The following is a 21,586-nucleotide window of genomic DNA, read 5'->3' as shown; positions in this document are numbered from 1 at the left end:
AGTCCCGTCCGCTCCGCCAATACAACGAAGCCTTGTCAGAAATGACGAGGCTTTTTTGTATCTGTCGAATATGAGATCCCCCTAAATTTCATACATAATAACTCTAGTATTCAATCCCTCCACCACATTTCAAAATTCAGATAGAATCTGGGTTTTAAAAATTGGATCGGTAGTATAGAAAGTCCCGTCCGCTCCACCAACATCACGAAGCCTTGTCAGAAATGACGAGGCTTTTTTGTATCTGTCGAATATGAGATCCCAATAAATTTCATTAAGATAATAACTCTAGAATTCAAACCCTCCACCACATTTCAAAATTCAGATAGAATCTGGGTTTTAAAAATTGGATAGGTAGTTCAGTTGGTTAGACTTTCTATTGAAGAGCTTAGCGGCCTGACACGCCGGGGGACGTGTTGCTCTCAAGGTGAGATAGAAAGTCCCGTCCGCTCCACCAACATCACGAAGCCTTGTCAGACATGACGAGGCTTTTTTGTATCTGTCGAATATGAGATCCCCCTAAATTTCATACATAATAACTCTAGTATTCAATCCCTCCACCACATTTCAAAATTCAGATAGAATCTGGGTTTTAAAAATTGGATCGGTAGTTCAATTGGTTAGGCTTTCTATTGAAGAGCTTAGCAGCCTGACACGCCGGGGGACGTGTTGCTCTCAAGGTGAGATAGAAAGTCCCGTCCGCTCCACCAACATCACGAAGCCTTGTCAGAAATGACGAGGCTTTTTTGTATCTGTCGAATATGAGATCCCAATAAATTTCATTAAGATAATAACTCTAGAATTCAAACCTTACCCCTCTATCCCTTTTCAAAATTCAGGTAGAGTCTAATTAGTCTCTGAATCAACTCGATAAATTCCCTATTCCTATCAATAGTGCCTTAGAAATAAAACAAAATTTCAAACCGTTTCATATAAATGGAAGTAGCTGTCTAAATTTAATTCAAAGCGTTTTAATCTCATGATCATCTGTACTAGCCTGTCTCTTCATTAATAAAATAATAAGGACCCAAGTTCCATGAAAAAAATAATGACAACGTTAACGGCTTTAACTGCTCTATCTGCTAGCTGCCTTGTTGCCGCTTCCGAATGGAGTTACTCTGGTGAAACGGCTCCCGCTCACTGGCATGGAACATGTCAATCAGGTGTTAACCAATCCCCAATCGATATTACAGATGCAATTGAAAGCACATTAAAACCAATTGCCTTTAATTATAACCAAGCGGGACAAAGCATCGTAAACAATGGGCATACAGTGCAAGTCAATTTTGATGGCAAGCAATCAGTACAAATAGAAGAGAAAACATTTAACCTTCTTCAGTTACATTTCCATGCCCCAAGTGAAAACCTCATTGCTGGTCATTCTTTTCCACTAGAGATGCATTTGGTTCATTCTGACAAAAACGGAAATCTCGCCGTTGTTGGAGTAATGTTTACAGAAGGAAAAGCAAATACGGAATTAGCTAAGGTATGGCAAGAAATGCCAAAATCTGGTGAGGTAGTTCTAACAAACAAATTAAACCTTGTGAATTTACTTCCATCCGATCAAGCTTATTATCGTTTTAATGGTTCATTAACGACGCCACCATGCAATGAGGGAGTAACTTGGTTTGTAATGAGGAATCCAATGACGATTTCATCACAACAGTTAACCCAATTTAAAGCTTTATATGATGGTAATAACCGCCCAATACAAGCGATTAATGCTCGACCTGTACTGCAATAAAAATAGAAGAAGCCACATTTCGCTTTAAATTACATCGATATGGGTAAATTTAAAGCGAACAGTTTTTATTTTTAAAAGAGTGCTTTACAAGAAGAAGGGTTACGCCTATTATTCACCGCATCGGAGGGATGGCTGAGTGGTCGAAAGCACCGGTCTTGAAAACCGGCAACCGTTAATAGCGGTTCTAGGGTTCAAATCCCTATCCCTCCACCACATTCAAAGCCCTAGCAGAAATGCTGGGGCTTTTTTGTATCTGCTTATTATTCCTGTACTGCAATCCACTGCTTCACAAAATCAATAACGTACTTTTGGTTAGTTACCGCAGTCTCAGGATCAAAATCTTGATTATGCAAATCCGTGTTCGACAAGATTCTAATCCCAATGAATGGTACTTTGTATGCTTCAGCCACTAGAGCTGCTGATGAACTTTCCATTTCTTCTGCCGCAGTTTGATAGGTTTTGTGCAGCCAGTTAATTCTAGCAACCTCTCTATTCCACTCATCCGCAGTACCAATCACGCCTTTTACTACTTTTCCTTTCGCTGGATGCTTCACGTTTTCATACGCAAAATTAACAAGCTCAGGCGTTGAATAAAATGCATCATGTTCTATTAATTTATTATCTTCTCTTAAACGCATAGTTACTGTGAAGTTTTTCCATTTCTCTGGCTGAATTCCGGCATCCACAGTTGAAAACTCAGAGCGATTAGCCCCCATATTGAAACTTTTAGTCGCCAATACAATATCACCACGATAAAGTTCAGGATCATGACCACCCGAAGTACCTTGGTTAATGATCATACTCGGAGAGAACTTTTCAATCGCCAGTGTAGTTGATGCCGACGCATTTGCGATCCCGACTTCTGTTCTAGATACAATCACAGGGTAGTTATCAATAGTACCAGTCCAGAAAGTCCACGAACCAAAGGTAACTTCTTGTTTATTGTTTAACTGCTCTATCATGTAATTTACTTCAATATCCATTGCGCCCTGTAAAACAATAGGTTTTGGTGTCGCTGATACAGAAAATGATAGCAATACAAATAAACTAGTAAGTAAATAGCGAAGGTATGACATGTATATATCCTAATTAACATTTTTATGATTAAAAATTTTGGCGGATAATACAGGAACGAACAAAAAAAGCAAACGATTGCCTTCCTATCTTACTCCTCAGAAAAGTTTTTTAGCATCCACACATCGCAACCATTGTGTATTGTATTGTCAATGGGTTTAGATAAACGCTTAAATCCAAGGTCTTCATACAAGTGAATTGCCGATTTCATACTAGATAACGTATCTAAATAACATTGGGTATAACCAAATTCTTTGGCATTCTTTAATACTTTCTGAGCAATCGTCTTTCCAAACCCCCTGCCTCGAGCTTCAGGTAATAGAAATAGTTTACGTAACTCACACACCGTCTCACTACCGTTAAACGGAGCTAAGCCACACCCGCCAACAACCCTGTCATTGAGTAACAAAATAAGGTATTTGCTTCTTTTTTGTGGATTATAATGACGGCTCATATCTAATACTTCATCATCTCCGGGAGCAAACCCTTCACCAGCAGCACCAAACTCAACTCCGACATTGTTTATGATGTAGCAAATATCGTTATCGTGCTCGCTAGTAATACCAACAATTCGATACTCCATACCTTAATCTCCATTTATATCTTCTCATTCATTATAGAAAAACAAATTCAACAAAATATTGTAGATATTACAGAGTGAGCACTTAATACAAATCTTGATCACATAGCCAAATATTTTTAATACCAATAGATTGACTAAAGTGTGCAAGTTATTTCTGTTAAAAGGCACATATTTACGACATTTACTTCCAAATTGATTTTTTTCTAGAAAAAAACTATAAATTGCTATCAATATCACATTTCTAATCAATCAAAGAATTTTCACTTACAAATACTCATTTTACATTTTATTTATTGAGACCTTACTGTTACCTATGAATAATATCGTTAATCGTTTTCTTTTTATGTTGGCTCTATTCTACTCACCCTCTTTATTGGCTGAATGGGGAGCGAATACTTATGATTCAGTTTCTATCTCTAAATCAGCTCAAGATATTGCAACAGATATAACGCAGCTCCCAGAGCAGCATTTCTTTTCACATCAAGATTATAGGCAAGTCAAAAGACTATTGTCTCTTACTTTGCTGGAACAAAAGAAGCAAGCTCAAGCATTAGAAGATTCTTTATCAAATTATCAAGATAATACGACAAATAACGAATGGGCTAATGTTGAAAAAAATCATCGTTCATTAACCTCTTTAAATACGAGTAAAGAGTCACTTCTGCATCTAACAGAAACAAGAAATCGAGACCAATTAACAGGATTTGGACCTCAAGGCGTTACTCAATTTTATTCTGAATTAACAATCACTAAACTTAATATTAGATATTATCTCTATTATCAAATTCGCAGCTTTAAAAAATTACTCAATGACCTCGCCATATCACCAGTGCCCGTGATCAGTGTCATACTCAAGGTATTAGGTATCTTCTTTGTATTTAATTGGTGGATGCGAAACAGTGACCGACTGATCCATGATTTTAAAACATCAAAACTAAAGAGTACTTCGAGCCCTAGTCTATTAATCCGTACTATTTGGTACTGCACCCGCGCACATAAAGCCATCGCCTATTTATTATTAATTACTGCAACATTACGTATTATTTCAACATTACCAAGCTTGCAGCATTTAATTTTTCTAGAAATATTTACCTGGTGGATACTCGGTGGCTCTATTGCGGTCAGTTTCATTTTGGAATTTACTTATAGAAACAGCAAACATAATAAAAAAGAAACCATCGCTCTAAGACTTTCAACCATTCGTCGATACATTTGGGGGATCATTGTTGCGGGCGTAATTTTACAGATTTCATCAAGAACTTTAGGCCAAGGGACTATTTATGCTTGGATTAACTCTGTTGTTTATCTATTTTTTGTCTTATTGACCGTCATTACGCTCAAACGATGGAATCACACCATTTTTATTCGTATAGAACAGTTAGAAACTCATCCATTATCCGTTCAATGGGCAATTAGAAATAAAAACACCTTCTTAATGTCTATTGCTGCTACCGCGTGCGGTTCTGTATGGCTGCTTGGTAGAACCATTCAGCATCAAGTAATTTCGATGCTTTCTCAATACGCGGCCTTTAGTCATGTACTCGCTTATCTCTTTAGAATAGAAGTAGCGAAACAAACAGAGGTCTTACGTGAACAATCAAACCTAGTCCGCATAAAGGGAGATAATGCATTTGATTATATTGCTCCTGGCTCAGAACAATCTGAATTACTTGAAGAATATGCGGAAGAAGAAATTACGTCATTATCTCGCTACTTACTCACAGACAGTCCAGCGGTATGTGTACTCTCTGGCGAGCGAGGTATTGGTACAACAACCGTGTTAAACCGTATTTTAAGCAAAGCAAAAAACGTAATCCCACTCTATATCAACTGCCCTTATGGTGGCTACAGTGCGCTATTGCCTGAGTTTTCAACATTATTAGGATTAGAGGAAGATGCAACAGAGAGAGATATCCTACAACATCTAAGAAACAGTAATGAATGCTACCTGATTGCTTTTGATAATACGCAACGCTTAGTCAAACCAAAAGTGAATGGATTAGTCGATTTAATGAAATTAACAAATTTACTTAGACGTGCGAGAAAAAGCCATCGTGTCGTATTGTCTATTGATAAATCAAGTTGGCGTTTTATAGATCGTGCCCGTGGGGAACGACTACTATTCGATCTTGTTACTTTTATGCCTAAGTGGAATGAAAAACAAATTGGTCACCTCTTGGATTCTCGTATCATTGAAAATAATGGTAATAGCTCAATTTCATTTGATGGATTGATCCTACCAAGACAGTGGGATGAAGATACCTTAACTGATGAAGAACGCGCTAAAAATGGATTCTATCGTATTTTGTGGGACTATTCTGATGGTAACCCTACTGTTGCCTTACGCTTCTTTAGACTTTCTTTATACAAAGATAAAGAAACCGATACGGTATTAGTTCGTTTATTTAAGGCTCCTCAATCTGATGATCTAGAAACGATGCCAAAGCCTATGCTTGCTGTATTACGCTCGATCGTACAGCTTGAAGTGGCTTCACCTGTCGATCTTTGTGATTGTAGTCGACTCAGCATTGCTGAAGTAATCAGTACATTACGCTACTTCCAAAGTCGTGGTTATATTGAGTGGAATGATGAAAAAGCACGTATATCAGACCATTGGTATCGTCATATTACTAACGCTCTTCACCGTCAACATTTATTGGTAAAATAATATGATCCGTTTATTAATACTTTGTTTATCTCTGTTTTCAGGGAGCTCTGCATTTGCAGAAGATCCTCAATCTATCGATAACTTACAACAATTTACTAGCCTAATCCGTTGGAGTGGTGTTGTTTTCTCCTTTTTTATTATTTTAGGCGCATGGCTTTTCTTACGATTTATTCAATCTATTGTCGATGGCGTAAGTAGTCAGTTTGCACAACGCCGAATGTTGATGCAAAAGCTACAATCCTTCTTTCAATTTTTCATTTACATGTCAACGGCTGTTGCCATATTCATGCTCAGCTTTCGAGTTGATGAACGTGTGCTTGCATTGATTGGCGGTACGATTGCAGTTTCCGTCGGTTTTGCATTAAAAGATCTTACCGCCTCTTTTATCGCAGGGTTAACCGTCATGATCGACCGACCATTCCAAGTCGGAGACCGAGTCACATTTGAAGGGCATTATGGCGATATCATCACCATTGGTTTACGATCTGTCCGAATGCAAACTCTTAATGATGATATTATTACTATACCGAACAATAAATTTCTAAATGAAGTCGTTGTAAGTGGTAACTATGGTGGGCTTGATATGCAGGTCGTGATCCCTTTCTATATCGGCATGGATCAAGACATCAATAAAGCGCGAGATATCATTCAAGAAGCCGCATCTTCAAGTCGCTATATCCATTTACCTAAACCGGTAGTGGTATTAGTAAAACAAACGATTACAGATAATTATTTATCGATTCAATTAACCTGTAAAGCGTATGTTGTTGATATTAAACTTGAGAAGTTATTTGAAACAGATATTACCTTACGAGTAATGCAAGAATTTAGAAAAGAATCGATATATCCACCAACGATTTCAATTCAAAGTAAATAATACGCCTTTGTCTTACTCAAAAAAATAGGTAGAGAACCTGTCTCTACCTATTTGCTTCCTATAAGCGAATGACTAAATCACCCCTAACTCACGCAAACGTTCCATTAGATAGCTGTTTGCTGTGTGACGCTCAGATAACACAACTTCTGGTTTTGGATGTAAAAACAAAGGCAATGAGATACGAGATTTCGTTTTATCCGAGCCTTCAGGGTTAATCACTCGATGCGTTGTTGATGGGTAATAACCACCAGATGCTTCTTGTAGCATGTCTCCAATGTTAATGATTAAGTTTCCAAAATCACAAGGCACATCTAACCAATCACCTTCTTTAGTCTTAACTTGCAAACCCGGCTCATTAGCTGCTGGGAGCACGGTTAATAAGTTAATGTCTTCATGTGCACCAGCACGGATAGCACCAAGCTCCTCATCACCTTCTAACGGTGGGTAATGAAGAATACGAAGTAATGTCTTATCACTTTGCTCTACCATGCTAGACAGTGATTGAGAGTACAATGCCGATACGTCTTCTGGTGAATGCGCTTCAACCCAAGACAATAGCTCAGCAGCAAGTACATTCGCGTTATCGTAGTACTCTTGTATTTGCGCTTTCAATTGAGCAGGACATTGACCTGTTGGGTAAAAATGGTAGTACTCTTTAATGTCTTTTTTAGTGTGCCCTTTTGCGACTTCTGATACCGACGAAGGGAAAAATCCATCTTGCGTTTCTACATTAAACTGGAAGTTCTCTTTTTCTTCGCTGTTAAAGAATTCATACCAATTGTCATAAATGCTTTGTACAAGCTCTTGTTGAATTGGGTGATTTTTTAATACGCCAAACCCTGTTTCACGCAGTGATTTAACAAACAGCTCTGCTGCATTCTCAGCAGTGTAATCAATTGCTTCTAATTTCATAATTATTATCTTATCGTTGGCTGACTGGTTTTATAATATGTTTCTTATAATGAGCAAGTAAATTGTATTAAGATGCACAGAGAGCCTCAAGCGTTAATGTCTAAAAACAGATAACAATTTGTTCACAGCAAGAAACACAAGTATTCCGTGTGACAACACCAAGGAAAATTCAGTCGTAAAAAGCTTAAGTTATGATTAAAAAAAGAAAGGGTTAACGGAAATAATTGCCCATCTATCGATTAACAATAGCGGGCAATATTTAAATTTTGATGGGACGAAACTACCTTGGTAGTGGCTCTAATATTCCATTTCTAACTAAACCACGGCGAACATTTTTACACAGCTTGGCAAAGCTTGCTATCTCTGAAAAATTGGGCGTTTCGCCACGTTGAACGTAAGACTCCCAATACAGTAATTCACCCTCCACCAATTCAATCAACTTACGTGGACAACCAACGCACGTATCACCGCATATCTGAGCTTCAGGCGCATCAAATGGAAAATCCGCTTTCACTAATTCGATGATATTTAGCATCGCGGTTTTACGATCAGGCTTTTGTGTTTTTGGTTTATTGGTCATTAACTTCTATGAGGATGGTTCGTAATATGGTCTTCCCAGTTCTTCACATCAATCGCGTAAACAACCTTGTTTCTTACGCTTTCGCCAGCGGCGTGCATTGCTGATTTAGAGCCGGTGATCAATGGGTGCCATACCGGGATATCTTTGCCTTCTGCCAATAAACGGTATGCACAAGTTACTGGTAACCAGTTAAATTCGGCGATGTTTTCACGGCTCAGTTTTAAACAGTTTTCACCAGAAGTAAAACGTTTAGGATAGTCTTTACATGAACACGTTTTACTGTTCAACCAACTACACGCGACGTTGGTGTAGTAAACTTCATCGGTATCTTCATCCATTAATTTGTGTAAACAGCACTTCCCACAGCCGTCACAAAGAGATTCCCACTCTTGCTCTGTCATTTCTTCTAATTTTTTTTGTTGCCAAAATTGCTCAGTCATTGCTTTACACTCGTTATGGGAAGAGGCGGTTTTATACCCATCTTGAGATAAAAGTGCAAGTGGTTTACTGTTCAGTAAAGAGATAATCCTGAGTTACTTTGACCTGAAAGGGGAAGAGTGCTATTTTGCGCATCCTTTAATTGATGCAATGAGATGATGTATGGAATGTAGATTATATTGCGGTGCGTGCTGCATAGCACCAAGTATTACTTCATTTATTCCGGGAATGCCTGATGGAAAACCTGCAGGTGTACGCTGTGTTCAATTGAACGATGAGAATCTGTGTAAGCTATTTGGTAAGGCTGAACGCCCAAAGGTGTGTCATCAATTTAAAGCCTGTCCTGATGTATGTGGGTCAACACCAGAACAAGCAATTCAAACCATCACTGAACTAGAGTCAATGACGTTATAATATTTACATTAGATGGATATTACGATAATACGCGAACTACGTTTTGTACTTGCTCTGAAATCTCAGCACCGTGGCTTGTTAAATAACCACCGTCTTCTTGTGAAACCAATCCTTTACTGAAAAGACGCTTCATTGCTTCGATTGCTTCGGGTGCTGCGTCTGAATGAACTTTTAAACCCGCTTGAGTGCTTTCTAGTGGAAATTGCTTGAGAAGGTTCATTTCTTCGATAACATCTTTATTAAATGGCATAATTTTATCTCTCTTATTTTGTTAACTGGATTCAGCATAGACTGTCTTTAGCAGATTAAAACAGAGCTAGATCACACCTATAAAAAATCCCCATAGGATTACTCTCTATGAGGATATTTTTTAATCAACTTATTAAGTATTTAAACAATTAAGCTTGAATACCAATAATCAACCATGGTGCATTAGGCTGTGTAAGGTCACGTTCTAAATGCCAGATGTCTGTAATTTCTTCTTCAGCACCTTCCACTGAGTCACGGTAGCGACCAGAGAACTGTAGGCTTAATTGTGCGCTGCTTGCATTATGATCAGCACGAACAACTTCTGCATCAACAAACATTACATCTGTGTGCTGATCTCCTTCAAGATTTGCACGTTCTTGAACCAAGTCATTGTATAGACTGATTGATACGTATTCTTGAATCGTTTCAAGTTGGTTATGGTTCCATGCACCCTGTAAAATACGGTAATGCTCGCGAGAACCATTGATGAAGCCTTGCAGATCAAAACCTGGTGGGTAATTGTGCGGAACCTCATCAGCAGCTGGAGCACCAAAACCACCTGTAGGTTGTGTTTGTGCTTGCTCACCTTGGAAGTACTGCTGGTTATCACGGAAACTTGGTTGCTCGTTATTAGAAGTTTGCGGACCAGCATATGCGGTCCCTTGCCTCTGATTGATACTGCCCGCTTTCGATGCCATAAACATACGGAAAAGTTTGAACAGAACAAATGCAACACCTGCCATGATGATGATATCCATGAACTGAATACCTTCAAAGCCGCCGCCACCAAAAACTGATGCTAAAAGACCACCAACAAGAAGACCACCAAGTAATCCGCCCATTAAGCCTTTTTTGCTTGATGCGCCTTTAGCTGTATCTTGTTTGCCAATCGTATTTGTATTTTGTTGTTTTTGTTTTGGCGCAGGCGCTGTTTTAAAGCTCTTGCCAAATGATTTACCACCACCAAATTTCTTTGCTTCTGCATGAGGTGCAGAAAGAACAAAAACAAACATTAGGGCAGCAATAGATAAAAGACGTTTCATTGTCTGTTCCTTTACTATATTAAAATAATTTGACCTGATAATAGCCTGCCTCGCTTCATATTGGGAGCATTAAAATACATGAGTATGTTTCAGAGTGTTAAAAAACCCTCTATTTTATTCTCAACATTGTGCTTTGCGCCCTAATTGATAAAACTCTTACTTGAAGAATGCACAGATATATTTAAAATTAAGAACATTGTTCACAATTATCTAAATTAGGTTTACATGGCTCGCAGAAACGACCATACCCATCATGAAATACGCCACATGGCCTTAGAGAATGTAAAGGTATTTCTTGGTGATCATAGTCACCACGAACTTAGCTTAAGAAAACTAGCAAAAAGCATTGGTTACGTACCGAGTACGTTAGTTAATATTTTTGGTAGCTATAACTTATTGCTACTGCGTGCTATTGCTCAAACTTTAGATGAAATTATGTTGCAGGTTGATCAAGGATTGGAAAATAATGCAAGGCCTGAAGAAGCATTAAAAGCCATTGCCTATTGTTATTATGACTTTGCCCAGCAACACCCCAATCGCTGGCGCTTAGTGTTTCAACATAACATGAATGGTGAAGCCTTACCTGATTGGCAAGAAAACCGTATTAGCCAAATAATGAAGGTGCTTGAAGAGATCATTCAAGCCATTAATCCAACTAAGGCCCAAAGTGAAATAGAACAGAGTAGCCGTGTTATTTGGGCCAGTGTTCACGGAATTACGCTATTAAGTTTAGACGATTTACTGTTTTCATCGACACCTATTGATGGTCATCTGCTGATTGATAATCTACTATTGAACTATATCAACCAATGGAAGCAACATTAGCTTTGTAATTAAAGGGATTTTTCATGGCGAAGCAAGCCAAGCTCTTAACTCAACGTCGATTTTTACCTTACTTCTTGACCCAATCTTTAGGTGCATTTAACGACAATATCTATAAGAATACGTTGCTCTTATTTGTTGCTTTTGCAAGTGTAGATAGTTTACCCATTTCTTCTAATTTATTTATTAACCTTGCTGCTGGTCTCTTTATTCTCCCCTTCTTTCTTTTTTCTGCGCCAGCTGGGATCCTTGCTGATAAATATGAAAAATCGGCATTCATTAGAAAAGTAAAGATCGCTGAAATCATAATTATGTTGTTTGGTGCACTCGCTTTTATTCTTAAAGATTACACTTTATTACTGATTCTATTATTTTTAATGGGAACACAATCGGCTTTTTTTGGCCCTGTTAAATACGCCCTTTTACCTCAACAATTAAAAGATGAAGAACTCGTTTCTGGTAATGCTTTAGTTGAAACGGGGACTTTTCTCGCTATTTTATTCGGTACTATTGCCGCTGGGTTTATTACCTCACAAGAACACTCAGAATACATTGCAGCAGGCACCGTCGTTGTATTTGCCGTATTAGGTTATATAGCTAGTCGCTCGATCCCTTACGCAGAAGCCGTTGCACCCGATTTACGTTTTAAATGGCAACCGATTAAACAAACAAAGCAAACCTTCCGTATCGCCCAAAAAGACCCTGCCGTTTTTCTTTCTATTATGGGGATCAGCTGGTTTTGGTTTCTTGGTGCAAGCTACCTAACTCAATTCCCTAACTTTACACATTTACATCTCAATGATAACGCCATTACGGTAACCGTCTTATTGGCTTTGTTTTCGATTGGTATTGCAATAGGATCACTTGGATGCGATGTATTATCAAAACACAGAGTCGAGCTTGGGATTATTCCTTTAGGCTGCTTAGGCATTACTATCTTCGGCTTAAACCTTGCGTTATATACACCAGCATCACCGGTTGATGTTACTGGCTTCGCCACCATTCTATTACACCCTGATTTATTAGCTGTTTTTATTAATTTATTCTTTTTAGGGGTATCTGGCGGCTTGTTCATTGTTCCCTTATACACGTTGATTCAAAAACGTCCGGAACCGAAACATCGCTCACAAATCATTGCTGCTAATAATATCTATAATGCGTTATTCATGGTTGCTAGCGCAATTCTTGGTATTGTGTGTTTGTCTATTTTAAACCTTTCGATTCCACAATTTTTTATCTTGCTCGCTGGGTTAAATGCTGTTGTCGCTCTCTTCTTGTTTTGTAAAGTGCCTGTTTTTGTCATTCGTTTTTTATTATGGGCATTAACACATTCTTTATATCGAGTGAAACACCAAGGGTTGCAGAACTTACCTGAAGAAGGCGGCGCTTTATTAGTCTGTAACCACATCACTTATATGGATGCATTTATCCTCAGTGGTGCTTGCCCTCGTCCTATTCGATTTGTCATGGAAGAAGAATACGCTGAATTGCCCTTAGTAAAATATTTTTTCCGCATAACCAAAGTCATCCCGATTACTGCCACTAAAAGCAGCTCTATCCGACGTGCTTTTTTTGATGTTGAAGAAGCCTTAGCTAATGGTGAAATTGTATTAATTTTCCCAGAAGGCGTATTAACTTCAGACGGTGAGATGGGTCCATTCTTGCGTGGAATAGATATCATTTTGAAACGTTCGTCAGTTCCAGTATTCCCAATGGCACTGCGTGGTTTATGGGGGAGTTTGTTTAGTCGACATGGTGGGAAAGCAATATTAAAACGACCACGTCGCTGCTGGTCAAAGATCGAGGTGGTCGCAGGAGAGCCCGTACTACCACAAGAAGCGACATCAAAACTAATGCGAGAAAAAGTAGCTCAATTACGCGGTGAAAAAAAATAATGATCAGATCGACTCAAATACACCGCCCAATAAAGTGAATCTACCAAAAACGCTGCCTATTTTTAAACATCGGTAGCGTTTTTTTCTTTAACGCATATTGAGCCTGTCTAAAATTCTTACCAACTAGAATGCGGATTTGACTGTAACTTTCGTAAGCTAATAGTTTCCATTTTGGTGCATTCCAATAACGATTATAAATGTGTTTAGTGGCTGCAATGGCATCTGGCGAAGTGTGGGATATTTGTTGAGCTAACTGAATAGCGGCCTCTAATGGCTGAGCCTGTATCTCAGTAATTAATCCATAGTCTAACGCTGTTGATGCGTCTAATTGGCTCGCACACATACTAATTTTCATTGCCTTGTCTTTCGGCATAATTTCTCTAAGCGTTAGCGAACCCGCCATATCTGAGGTTAAGCCCATTTTCGACTCCATAATGGATAAGTTCGCGCTAGGTGATGCAATACGAAAATCAGCGCCAAGCACAATTTGTAATCCTGCTCCCCAACAGTACCCTTCAATAGCAGCAATAACAGGAACCGAAAGCGTGCGCCAATTAGCACTCACTTGTTGTGCTTTATTCGCATTACCAGGCCAAAATTTAAAAAGCAGCTTAATTGCATGAGATTTTTGTTTCACTATGGAATTAAAATCAAGCCCTGAACTAAAATTATCACCACTTCCCGTTAGAATAACCGCCCTAATGGTTCGATCGTTTTTTATACGATGGCTAATGTGGATCAGCTCATCAAACATAGGGTAATTTATTGCATTTAATTTTTCAGGTCGATGTAAACGAACAATCATTATAGTGTCTTTTTGTTCGATTTTAATGTGGTGGTAATTCATAGTAATCCTTTAACTCTAGCTATCCTTGTAAGCAGTATAGTTAAAAAAAAGCGGGCTATATGAATTAAAAAGCAAAAAAAAGCAGTAACCGTAATTACTGCTTTTAATTAAAAATAGGCTGTTTATTTACTTAGAGATGAGGAATGAACCCACTCTTTCACCTTCTGACGCGAGATCTTAATACCCGTGCCAAGTAAATATTCAGGCATCTTTTCATACCGAACAGGATGTTCAAATGAGCTTAGCTTACCTTTCAGAAAATCAAGGAACGTTGAAAAATCAATGCTCTTAGTACTATTAACTACCGCAACAGGTCGCTGACCAAATTCTTCATCGGCAATATCAATCACAATAACGTGTTCAATATCAGGATGAGTTAACAAAGCTTGCTCTATTTTTTCTGGATGAATATTTTCACCACCAGAAATAAACATATTATCAGCTCTGCCTTGAATATAAAGTTCAGCCCCTTCTACATGGCCAAGATCACCACTAAAATACCACCCATCGTCATTGGTCATACTCATGACTCCAGATGAGCGATAATAACCTAAAGCTAAACTTTCGCCTCGAACTAGAACTTCCCCTTTTTCAATGCGCAATTCACGATAAGGAAGTACATGCCCTACTCCAGATAGGCCATCGGCCAACTTTGCCGTCACTGTGGAAGACATTTCTGTCATGCCATAACCTAACCAACATTCAATGCCATTTTCTTTAGCTTCATCCGTTAGTTTAGTAGGAATAACAGAACCACCAAGTAAAACGCGCTTTAGTGCAAGGCTAGATGCATTACCACTCGCAAGTATACGCTGCAATTGAGTTGGAACTAATGAGGCATGAGTAACCCCAGATAAATCACTCAACAGGCCTTCTTCCGTTGGCATCACTAATGTTGCACCAGAAAGTAACCAACGCCATACAATCGCTAAGCCTGATATATGGAATAATGGCAACGATAGTAACCAAGAATCAGAACTATCAAACGCCATCCAACTTAATAAGCCTGCCGCGGAATGTAAGTGATTACTTGCACTGTGCGCGACCGTTTTTGGCAGACCAGTTGAACCAGAAGTAAAAGTCAACGTAGCCAATCGCGTTGGCTGCCACATGGTTGCAATAACCCCGTATTCGGCATTAATTAACTGTAAATGATGCCAAGTACCAGAGATGGTTTCTTGCCCTTCACCAAACCAAATATGTTTCGCTGCAATATTAGTGACAAGTTGGTGTAATTGGGTTGTCGGTGTTTTCGGGTTAATCACTGAAAAATGCGCACCAATACGAAGAGTGGCTAATTGAAGCCAAATCAGTTCGATGCTGTTTTTACCAATGCCGACAACGACATCATCACGTTTTACACCTTGCAGTAATAAGCCATTAGCATAACGGTTAATCTGTGTTAATACTTCAGACCATGTCCATACGTTATTGCCATCACGAAGTGCTATTTCCAATTCACGCTCTTCACCCCATTTAATCCAAGGCCATGTAGTGAAGAGTGGTGTGATCAGTTTTCCCATACAACGTTAAGCTCAGATAATGTCATCATTGGTAATGTACAATTAGGCCATGCCGTATCTAATTGTGCCTTAAACAGATCGATCGTATCTAATCCTGGGATCGTATTAGGTGTTTTCCAAGCAGCAAGTCGGGCAAGCTGTGTTAATGCTAGGCTTGATTCAATGCTTGAACTGATCACCGCTTGCATTCCCAATAGATGAGTTTGCTCGATAAGTTCAATACATTTAGTGACAGAACCAACCATAGTAGGCTTGATTACGATGGCTTTTACACCTTCTTGTGCTGTTACTTCAAAGCCGTCATCACGTACTGTTTCATCCCAAGCAATGGCAATACCGGTAGCTTTAGTAAATTCAAGGCTTTGTTCTGGTGTGTGACAAGGCTCTTCTAAGAACTCAATACGAGATCGAAATTGCGGATTCACATAGTTTGCAAATTGCTCTGCTTTCTTTGGTGTCCAGCCACGGTTTGCATCAAGGCGCAGAGAAAGATCAGGGATCAATTCTAAGAACATGTTCGCAACCATTCCATCACGAATCGCTTCATACATACCGACTTTGATCTTGGCGATTTTTTTGCCACTCATTTCATTCAGCTTAACCACTAAATCATCAGGGTCACCAGAACACAAAGGCGCCGCTTGGTAATTACCTTCTTGCGGCAAACCGCCTTCAAGTTCTAACAAAGCCATACTAAAACCAAACGCTACCGATGGGCAATTTGCATCAAGATCTAACTCTTCACCGTTTAACCATGCTTGAGTTAATGCAAGTAAATCTTCACGTGCTTGCTCTAATGTTTCTTGATTAAATTCAGGTAAAGGCGCAATTTCACCTTTACCTAAACGTGTTCCATCACTTAATTCAATAACCAATCCATCTCGTTGTTGAAGACGTTGCTCTCGAAGAATAACTCCACTGTCCATAGGGAGCTGGTACTGATATATCTTGGCTGTTTTCATTTTTTACTCCAACCAATAAAAGAAAAAAGAGACTCCAGTGAGCCTCTCAAACTTATGAAGATAAGTGATCGTATCGTTTACGGATTACGAGGGAATTTATCGAAATCAGGACGACGTTTCTCATTGAATGCATTACGACCTTCTTGACCTTCTTCAGTCATGTAGAACATCATTGTTGCATTACCTGCTAATTCTTGAAGGCCCGCTTGACCATCACAATCCGCATTTAACGCTGCTTTTAGACAACGTAATGCCATTGGGCTATGTTGTAGCGTCTCACGACACCAGCGAACCGTTTCTTTTTCTAAATCAGCAACAGGGACAACCGTGTTTACTAGGCCCATGTCCAATGCTTCTTGTGCATCGTAGAAACGACAAAGGAACCAAATTTCACGCGCTTTTTTCTGACCAACGATACGAGCCATGTAAGAAGCACCCCAACCGCCATCAAAAGAACCCACTTTAGGGCCTGTTTGACCAAATTGCGCATTTTCAGCTGCAATCGTTAAATCACACATCATGTGAAGAACGTGACCACCACCAACCGCATAGCCTGCAACAGCAGCGATAACTGGTTTTGGACACGTACGAATTTGACGTTGGAAATCCAATACGTTTAAGTGGTGTGTGCCGCTGTCGTCACGGTAACCGCCGTAATCGCCACGGATCTTCTGATCACCACCTGAACAGAACGCGTCTTCGCCTAAACCGGTTAGGATAATTACGCCAACTTTCTCGTCATAACGAGCATCGGCTAATGCATCCATCATCTCTTTAACCGTACCAGGACGGAAAGCGTTACGTACTTGTGGACGTGCGATAGTAATTTTCGCGATGCCATCAGCCGATTTGTGATATTGAATATCTTCGTATTGAGCCGTACAGTCTGTCCAATTTACTGGAGCGTAAAGTTCTTGTTCTGAAATGCCAACAGTTCTTGCCATGGGTTTTATTTCCATTGTTGTAAGAATGTATTAAGTACATGTGTAAAGCGTTCTGGCTGTTCCACATGAGCGTTATGACCTGCCTGAGCAATGATTTGATACGTTAATTGACTTTGCTCAGCCAAGTGTTGAAATTTGTTATCTGCTTCGCCGCAAATATAGAGCATCGGAATGGTGCTACGATGTAAAGCATCAAGCAAATACGGTTGCTTGGCCAGTGATGTTGCTCTCAACATCATTCCAATAGAATGACCCAGATTATCACTTCTTTTCCTCACTAATACTTGTCTTTGCTCAGTGTTTAGTGAAGAAAATACCTTTTGTTTATACCAAGTGTTTAAAACATCAGCAATGGGTTGTTGCTCAAATCGTTCAGCCCAGACAATGTCATTTTGCAAGCGTAATTGTTTTTCTTTCTCTGAAACCAAACCAAAATTCCCACCTTCAATACATAAACCATAAATATTGATTGATGATGGTAATGGAAAAACCGAACTTAAATACATTGCCAGTCGACCACCTAAGGAATAACCAACAAAAATAAATGATTTATATGGGGTTGCCTGTAACACATCAACAATAAGCTGACATGTTTGATCAAAGCCCATAGATTCATCTAATACTGTCGATTGACTTTGCCCATGCCCGGGTAAATCAATCAATAACACAGAATGAGATTGAGCAATAACAGACGCTATTTTATCCCAATCTTGAATTGAACCTAATAATCCATGTAAAAATACGACACAAGGTTGCGCCGTATTCTCTTTGAGTACACGTAATTTAGAATAAAGTCGCATGCTGGATCATTTGGAATAAACGAGTTAACTCTTCGCCAGCTTGACCCGATGGCGTATTGATTTCAACTAAATGAAGTCCTTCTTTAAGGCCATCATTTATCATAGACATAGCACAAGTCAACGTTTCGGGCTTATGGTAGTTCAAACCAAACATCGCTGCCGCGTGGCTAAATTCTAACTGATGTGGCATACGATAGAAGTCATCTCTTTTCTTCTCATCGACTGGCAATAAATCAAAAATACCACCACCATCATTATTCAAAACAATAAGTACTACGGGTGCTGTTGCTTGCTTCAACAAGGCTAATGAATTTAAATCATAAAGCAAAGAAGTATCACCAACTAAAGCGAGTAACGGCTGTTGATTTGCTAATTGAACACCTACTGCGGTAGCTACTAACCCATCAATGCCTGATGCTCCGCGGTTAGTATACGTATGCTGTAGATTGAGCTCTCCAACCATATCAAGTAAACGAACAATCAAACTATTGCCAATAAACCAATCGCACGCTTCCGTTTTTTGACCTATGGTTAGCGCAAAACTTAACTCTGATAAGGTTTCACTATGGCATGCCATTGAGCGCGCTAACGCTAATGCATTTTGTGAAGCCACTTTAAGTGATTCACTCCACTCAAGTGATGGAGTATGATCAAAGAAACAATCTCGCCCTTCTAAGCTCTGAGCATGAACCTGACACCATTTCATGATATCTGCACGATAACGAACATGGGAATGATAGCTGTCATCCAACAATTCGACGTGCGGGTCGATCAAGTAAAAGTCTTGTTGATATTTATCTAACCATGAAGATAAACGTTTAGAGACTAAACGAGCCCCAAACTGTAATACACATTCAACGTCGGCAAGGATCTCATTACAGGCGACATTTTGCAGCCATAAATCATAATGTGCCCATGGCGAATAATACCCAGATTGCGGGTCAGCAAGTACTGGCCATCCTAACTCTTTCGCTAATTTAACTGCAGATTGAGCTTCTTCTAACGTCACCTTACCGATAATAACCAATCCTTTCTTTTGTGCCACTTTCATCCATTGAGGAGATACTGTCACATTTAAAGAATACGTAGGTTGTTCAATATAAGGAGAAAATGCAGCCTTCCACGCTTGGATCGGAGCAAGGTAATCAATTAAAAGGGGTTTCTCTTTTTTACCATAGAAAGGTTCAGGAAAAGGACAGTTGATATGAATGGATCCGCCCTGTTGTTGTTGAGCAAAACACGCTTGATCTAAACGACTTAATAACCATTGAGCTGGCACATTAATACTTGGCGATGGTAATTGTAATGAATGGCAAACGTGAGATGAAAATATATTTTGCTGATTAATCGCTTGATTAGCACCAGCATTTATCAATTCAACAGGTCGATCTGCCGTTAGCAATACCAATTTTTCTTTAGTCAGGCCGGACTCTGCTACTGAAGGCAATAAATTCGCAACCGCCGTCCCTGAAGTAACAATAACAGCAACCGCTTCATTTGACGCTTTCGCAATACCCAACGCTAAAAAACCCAATCCGCGTTCATCAAAATGAGTATGAAGAGATAAATGTGCGTGCTCTGAAGCAGCAAGAGTTAACGGGGTTGAACGAGAACCTGGAGCAATACAAACATGCTTCACTCCATTTCTAACTAACTCCTCAATAATCAATTCAGCCCAAACTTGATTTAGCATTATTTGCTGCTCTGGTTGCATCATGCGACTTGCGACTCCGTGATATCTGAATTTATAGAAATATCAGATTCTAATAAAGAACATAACGTAGATGTTTTTCTGTCTAGCTCTTCCCATTCACAGCTTGGCTCTGAACCAGGAACAATGCCCGCTCCCGCAAATAAATGCAATTTATTACCCATCACTAATGCGCTTCTAATCGCAACACAAAACTCACTACGTTGCTGACTTAAAAAACCAACAGCACCGCTGTACCACCCACGGGCAAAAGGTTCATTATCAATGATAAAATCCAATGCAGACATTCGAGGTAATCCTGCAATAGCCGCTGTAGGTTGCAAATTATCAAGCAATTGTGAATCACTGCAATCATTATTGATTTCAGCAGAGATTGGACGTTTTAAATGTTGAACTTTACGAAGTTTCACTAGCTCAGACGTTTCAGCGACATTCATAGATAAGCTGAACTTAGATAATCGATTAACTATGTCATCTACCACAAGTCGATTTTCATACTGGTTTTTCTTATCTGAAATTAACCATGATGCTAATTGATTATCTTCTTCTTCGTCATGGCCACGACCGATCGTTCCAGCAAGAGCTTCTGTTTTTAATGCGTAGCCATTACGTTCATATAAACGCTCAGGTGTAGAACCAATAAAACAATGTTCACTATCCAGCGCCATCATAAAATGAAAACTATGGCTATTGGCTTTGCGACTTGCTTTTAAAAATTGTGAAGAAGATAAATTTTGATCCAATGTTAAGGTGGTTTTTCGTGCTAATACTACTTTCTCAAATTGTTTGTTTGAAATGGCCGTAAGTGCCTTATTAACCATATTAGTCCAATCCCCTTTTTCTGGCGTATTAATACGCTGTGTTACCCGACAATGTAACTCAGATAAAGAGGCAAAATTTTCAACTAATTTATTCAACGTTAACAAAAGGCGTGAGTTATCTTCGGATAAATTCACCATGATCTGCCATGATGATGCTAAACGAGAGATTTCAACTTGTGGCAAAAAGAAGAATGATTGCATACAACGACGATTGCGTTCAGTGCGTCCATCAAACGATCTCCCACCCCAAACTCGCTGTTGAGGCGCTAATATTTGTTGAGCAACCTTTGGGTCAGAGAACGTTTTTACTTGACCTAATACCGCGACTTCTTCTTCACCATCACGAGATTGCCAATAAAACTTAGGATATATAGGCTGTGCTTCAAGCCAATCAATAAGCTGATCGCCTACCGACCAATCTAAGTGAATACAAATGGTCTGAGATGATACTGCTTGTGCTATTTGATGACGAATCGATTCAATGGCATCTTGAAAAGTGGACAAATTAACCTCTCCTGATCGTTTTCAGCCATCATGGCACCGTGATACACAAGCCGAATTGCTTGCTATTTCCTTGTTAGATGTGGTGATTCTAGCAAAAGTGCAGCAAATAAAAAATAATTCACATCAATAGTATGTCTAAAAAATAAAACTGATATCAAAATGTGTCGCTTTATGAAGG

21 protein-coding genes and 1 tRNA gene are annotated in these 21,586 nt (G+C 39.2%); 8 read left to right on the top strand and 14 right to left on the bottom strand.

From position 1 onward, the window contains the following. The first annotated feature begins 1,033 nt into the window (after nucleotides 1–1,033). Both A6E03_RS11235 and A6E03_RS11230 read left to right on the top strand, forming a co-directional pair. Nucleotides 1,034–1,741 carry a carbonic anhydrase gene (locus A6E03_RS11235; RefSeq protein ID WP_065600881.1) on the top strand — a complete coding sequence of 236 codons (708 nt, stop codon included), beginning with the start codon at nucleotides 1,034–1,036 and terminating at the stop codon, nucleotides 1,739–1,741. Between the two features lie 122 nt (nucleotides 1,742–1,863). Next, nucleotides 1,864–1,954: transfer RNA gene (locus tag A6E03_RS11230), tRNA-Ser, on the top strand. Nucleotides 1,955–2,001: 47 nt separating this feature from the next. Here the strand turns inward: A6E03_RS11230 and mtnN are convergent. Both mtnN and A6E03_RS11220 read right to left on the bottom strand, forming a co-directional pair. Beyond that, a complete protein-coding gene (mtnN, locus tag A6E03_RS11225) occupies nucleotides 2,002–2,817 on the bottom strand; it encodes a 5'-methylthioadenosine/S-adenosylhomocysteine nucleosidase (protein WP_065600880.1) in 816 nt (271 codons plus the stop codon). A gap of 89 nt (nucleotides 2,818–2,906) precedes the next feature. Next, nucleotides 2,907–3,398, bottom strand: a complete 492-nt coding sequence (locus A6E03_RS11220; protein ID WP_065600879.1) for a GNAT family N-acetyltransferase — start codon at nucleotides 3,396–3,398, stop codon at nucleotides 2,907–2,909. Nucleotides 3,399–3,711: 313 nt separating this feature from the next. Here A6E03_RS11220 and A6E03_RS11215 point away from each other — a divergent pair, with 313 nt between their 5' ends. Both A6E03_RS11215 and A6E03_RS11210 read left to right on the top strand, forming a co-directional pair. Beyond that, nucleotides 3,712–6,066 carry an AAA family ATPase gene (locus A6E03_RS11215; RefSeq protein WP_065600878.1) on the top strand — a complete coding sequence of 785 codons (2,355 nt, stop codon included), beginning with the start codon at nucleotides 3,712–3,714 and terminating at the stop codon, nucleotides 6,064–6,066. Between the two features lies 1 nt (nucleotide 6,067). Then, nucleotides 6,068–6,943 (top strand): mechanosensitive ion channel family protein, encoded by an 876-nt coding sequence (locus tag A6E03_RS11210; RefSeq protein WP_065600877.1) that lies wholly within the window; start codon nucleotides 6,068–6,070, stop codon nucleotides 6,941–6,943. A 72-nt stretch (nucleotides 6,944–7,015) separates the two neighbouring features. Here the strand turns inward: A6E03_RS11210 and A6E03_RS11205 are convergent, their stop codons facing one another. From A6E03_RS11205 to A6E03_RS11195, 3 genes are all read right to left on the bottom strand, one after another. Then, nucleotides 7,016–7,855, bottom strand: coding sequence for an isopenicillin N synthase family oxygenase (locus A6E03_RS11205; RefSeq protein ID WP_065600876.1), 840 nt, complete (start codon nucleotides 7,853–7,855; stop codon nucleotides 7,016–7,018). A gap of 280 nt (nucleotides 7,856–8,135) precedes the next feature. Continuing rightward, nucleotides 8,136–8,435, bottom strand: coding sequence for a hypothetical protein (locus A6E03_RS11200; RefSeq protein WP_065593624.1), 300 nt, complete (start codon nucleotides 8,433–8,435; stop codon nucleotides 8,136–8,138). Then, a complete protein-coding gene (locus A6E03_RS11195; RefSeq protein ID WP_065600875.1) occupies nucleotides 8,435–8,875 on the bottom strand; it encodes a YcgN family cysteine cluster protein in 441 nt (146 codons plus the stop codon). The genes A6E03_RS11200 and A6E03_RS11195 overlap by 1 nt, the downstream gene beginning before the upstream one ends. A 160-nt stretch (nucleotides 8,876–9,035) precedes the next feature. On the opposite strand from A6E03_RS11195, the gene A6E03_RS11190 reads away from it, so the two are divergent. Then, a complete protein-coding gene (locus tag A6E03_RS11190) occupies nucleotides 9,036–9,287 on the top strand; it encodes a YkgJ family cysteine cluster protein (protein ID WP_045102448.1) in 252 nt (83 codons plus the stop codon). Between the two features lie 19 nt (nucleotides 9,288–9,306). Here A6E03_RS11190 and A6E03_RS11185 read toward each other — a convergent pair whose 3' ends face one another. Both A6E03_RS11185 and A6E03_RS11180 read right to left on the bottom strand, forming a co-directional pair. Further along, entirely contained in the window at nucleotides 9,307–9,537 is a 231-nt protein-coding gene (locus A6E03_RS11185) for a TIGR02647 family protein (protein WP_065593632.1), read from the bottom strand. Between the two features lie 148 nt (nucleotides 9,538–9,685). Then, nucleotides 9,686–10,579, bottom strand: a complete 894-nt coding sequence (locus A6E03_RS11180) for a Tim44 domain-containing protein (RefSeq protein WP_065593633.1) — start codon at nucleotides 10,577–10,579, stop codon at nucleotides 9,686–9,688. A gap of 225 nt (nucleotides 10,580–10,804) precedes the next feature. On the opposite strand from A6E03_RS11180, the gene A6E03_RS11175 reads away from it, so the two are divergent. Then, a complete protein-coding gene (locus A6E03_RS11175) occupies nucleotides 10,805–11,404 on the top strand; it encodes a TetR/AcrR family transcriptional regulator (RefSeq protein WP_065593634.1) in 600 nt (199 codons plus the stop codon). Between the two features lie 23 nt (nucleotides 11,405–11,427). After that, entirely contained in the window at nucleotides 11,428–13,296 is a 1,869-nt protein-coding gene (locus A6E03_RS11170) for an MFS transporter (protein ID WP_065600874.1), read from the top strand. Between the two features lie 40 nt (nucleotides 13,297–13,336). On the opposite strand, the gene A6E03_RS11165 is transcribed toward A6E03_RS11170, so the two are convergent. The 7 genes from A6E03_RS11165 to A6E03_RS11135 all read right to left on the bottom strand — a co-directional run bounded on the left by A6E03_RS11165 (nucleotide 13,337) and on the right by A6E03_RS11135 (nucleotide 21,408). Further along, a complete protein-coding gene (locus A6E03_RS11165; protein ID WP_065600873.1) occupies nucleotides 13,337–14,143 on the bottom strand; it encodes a crotonase/enoyl-CoA hydratase family protein in 807 nt (268 codons plus the stop codon). A gap of 122 nt (nucleotides 14,144–14,265) precedes the next feature. Continuing rightward, nucleotides 14,266–15,666: an o-succinylbenzoate--CoA ligase gene (gene menE / locus A6E03_RS11160; protein ID WP_065600872.1), complete on the bottom strand. Its 1,401-nt coding sequence runs from the start codon at nucleotides 15,664–15,666 to the stop codon at nucleotides 14,266–14,268. Next, nucleotides 15,654–16,628, bottom strand: coding sequence for an o-succinylbenzoate synthase (gene menC / locus A6E03_RS11155; RefSeq protein ID WP_065593638.1), 975 nt, complete (start codon nucleotides 16,626–16,628; stop codon nucleotides 15,654–15,656). Before menC ends, menE begins: the two co-directional genes overlap by 13 nt. A 77-nt stretch (nucleotides 16,629–16,705) precedes the next feature. Then, nucleotides 16,706–17,572: a 1,4-dihydroxy-2-naphthoyl-CoA synthase gene (gene menB, locus A6E03_RS11150; RefSeq protein WP_065593639.1), complete on the bottom strand. Its 867-nt coding sequence runs from the start codon at nucleotides 17,570–17,572 to the stop codon at nucleotides 16,706–16,708. Between the two features lie 5 nt (nucleotides 17,573–17,577). Then, nucleotides 17,578–18,372, bottom strand: coding sequence for a 2-succinyl-6-hydroxy-2,4-cyclohexadiene-1-carboxylate synthase (gene menH, locus A6E03_RS11145; RefSeq protein ID WP_065600871.1), 795 nt, complete (start codon nucleotides 18,370–18,372; stop codon nucleotides 17,578–17,580). Beyond that, the gene (menD, locus tag A6E03_RS11140) at nucleotides 18,356–20,089 is read right to left on the bottom strand and encodes a 2-succinyl-5-enolpyruvyl-6-hydroxy-3-cyclohexene-1-carboxylic-acid synthase (protein WP_065600870.1); all 1,734 of its coding nucleotides are present in this window, start codon (nucleotides 20,087–20,089) and stop codon (nucleotides 18,356–18,358) included. The genes menH and menD overlap by 17 nt, the downstream gene beginning before the upstream one ends. Continuing rightward, the gene (locus A6E03_RS11135) at nucleotides 20,086–21,408 is read right to left on the bottom strand and encodes an isochorismate synthase MenF (protein WP_065600869.1); all 1,323 of its coding nucleotides are present in this window, start codon (nucleotides 21,406–21,408) and stop codon (nucleotides 20,086–20,088) included. The genes menD and A6E03_RS11135 overlap by 4 nt, the downstream gene beginning before the upstream one ends. Here A6E03_RS11135 and A6E03_RS20265 point away from each other — a divergent pair. Next, entirely contained in the window at nucleotides 21,401–21,538 is a 138-nt protein-coding gene (locus A6E03_RS20265; RefSeq protein ID WP_176703470.1) for a hypothetical protein, read from the top strand. The genes A6E03_RS11135 and A6E03_RS20265 overlap by 8 nt on opposite strands. Nucleotides 21,539–21,586: the final 48 nt, after the last annotated feature.

The sequence above is a fragment of the Aliivibrio sp. 1S128 genome (genome assembly GCF_001691065.1).
In the GTDB taxonomy this organism is placed as follows: domain Bacteria; phylum Pseudomonadota; class Gammaproteobacteria; order Enterobacterales; family Vibrionaceae; genus Aliivibrio.
The sequence above is the reverse complement of the archived record's forward strand: the minus strand, read 5'-3'. Positions and strand labels throughout refer to the sequence as shown.

Bases quoted from the DNA above. Each gene is read 5' to 3' on its own strand.
- menH (WP_065600871.1), bottom strand. From the start codon at position 18,372: ATGCGACTTTATTCTAAATTACGTGTACTCAAAGAGAATACGGCGCAA.
- menC (WP_065593638.1), bottom strand. From the start codon at position 16,628: ATGAAAACAGCCAAGATATATCAGTACCAGCTCCCTATGGACAGTGGA.
- menD (WP_065600870.1), bottom strand. From the start codon at position 20,089: ATGATGCAACCAGAGCAGCAAATAATGCTAAATCAAGTTTGGGCTGAA.
- A6E03_RS11195 (WP_065600875.1), bottom strand. From the start codon at position 8,875: ATGACTGAGCAATTTTGGCAACAAAAAAAATTAGAAGAAATGACAGAG.
- A6E03_RS11205 (WP_065600876.1), bottom strand. From the start codon at position 7,855: ATGAAATTAGAAGCAATTGATTACACTGCTGAGAATGCAGCAGAGCTG.
- A6E03_RS11210 (WP_065600877.1), top strand. From the start codon at position 6,068: ATGATCCGTTTATTAATACTTTGTTTATCTCTGTTTTCAGGGAGCTCT.
- A6E03_RS11200 (WP_065593624.1), bottom strand. From the start codon at position 8,435: ATGACCAATAAACCAAAAACACAAAAGCCTGATCGTAAAACCGCGATG.
- A6E03_RS11220 (WP_065600879.1), bottom strand. From the start codon at position 3,398: ATGGAGTATCGAATTGTTGGTATTACTAGCGAGCACGATAACGATATT.
- A6E03_RS11185 (WP_065593632.1), bottom strand. From the start codon at position 9,537: ATGCCATTTAATAAAGATGTTATCGAAGAAATGAACCTTCTCAAGCAA.
- menB (WP_065593639.1), bottom strand. From the start codon at position 17,572: ATGGCAAGAACTGTTGGCATTTCAGAACAAGAACTTTACGCTCCAGTA.
- A6E03_RS11235 (WP_065600881.1), top strand. From the start codon at position 1,034: ATGAAAAAAATAATGACAACGTTAACGGCTTTAACTGCTCTATCTGCT.
- A6E03_RS11165 (WP_065600873.1), bottom strand. From the start codon at position 14,143: ATGAATTACCACCACATTAAAATCGAACAAAAAGACACTATAATGATT.
- A6E03_RS11190 (WP_045102448.1), top strand. From the start codon at position 9,036: ATGGAATGTAGATTATATTGCGGTGCGTGCTGCATAGCACCAAGTATT.
- A6E03_RS11170 (WP_065600874.1), top strand. From the start codon at position 11,428: ATGGCGAAGCAAGCCAAGCTCTTAACTCAACGTCGATTTTTACCTTAC.
- menE (WP_065600872.1), bottom strand. From the start codon at position 15,666: ATGGGAAAACTGATCACACCACTCTTCACTACATGGCCTTGGATTAAA.
- A6E03_RS11180 (WP_065593633.1), bottom strand. From the start codon at position 10,579: ATGAAACGTCTTTTATCTATTGCTGCCCTAATGTTTGTTTTTGTTCTT.
- A6E03_RS11175 (WP_065593634.1), top strand. From the start codon at position 10,805: ATGGCTCGCAGAAACGACCATACCCATCATGAAATACGCCACATGGCC.
- mtnN (WP_065600880.1), bottom strand. From the start codon at position 2,817: ATGTCATACCTTCGCTATTTACTTACTAGTTTATTTGTATTGCTATCA.
- A6E03_RS11215 (WP_065600878.1), top strand. From the start codon at position 3,712: ATGAATAATATCGTTAATCGTTTTCTTTTTATGTTGGCTCTATTCTAC.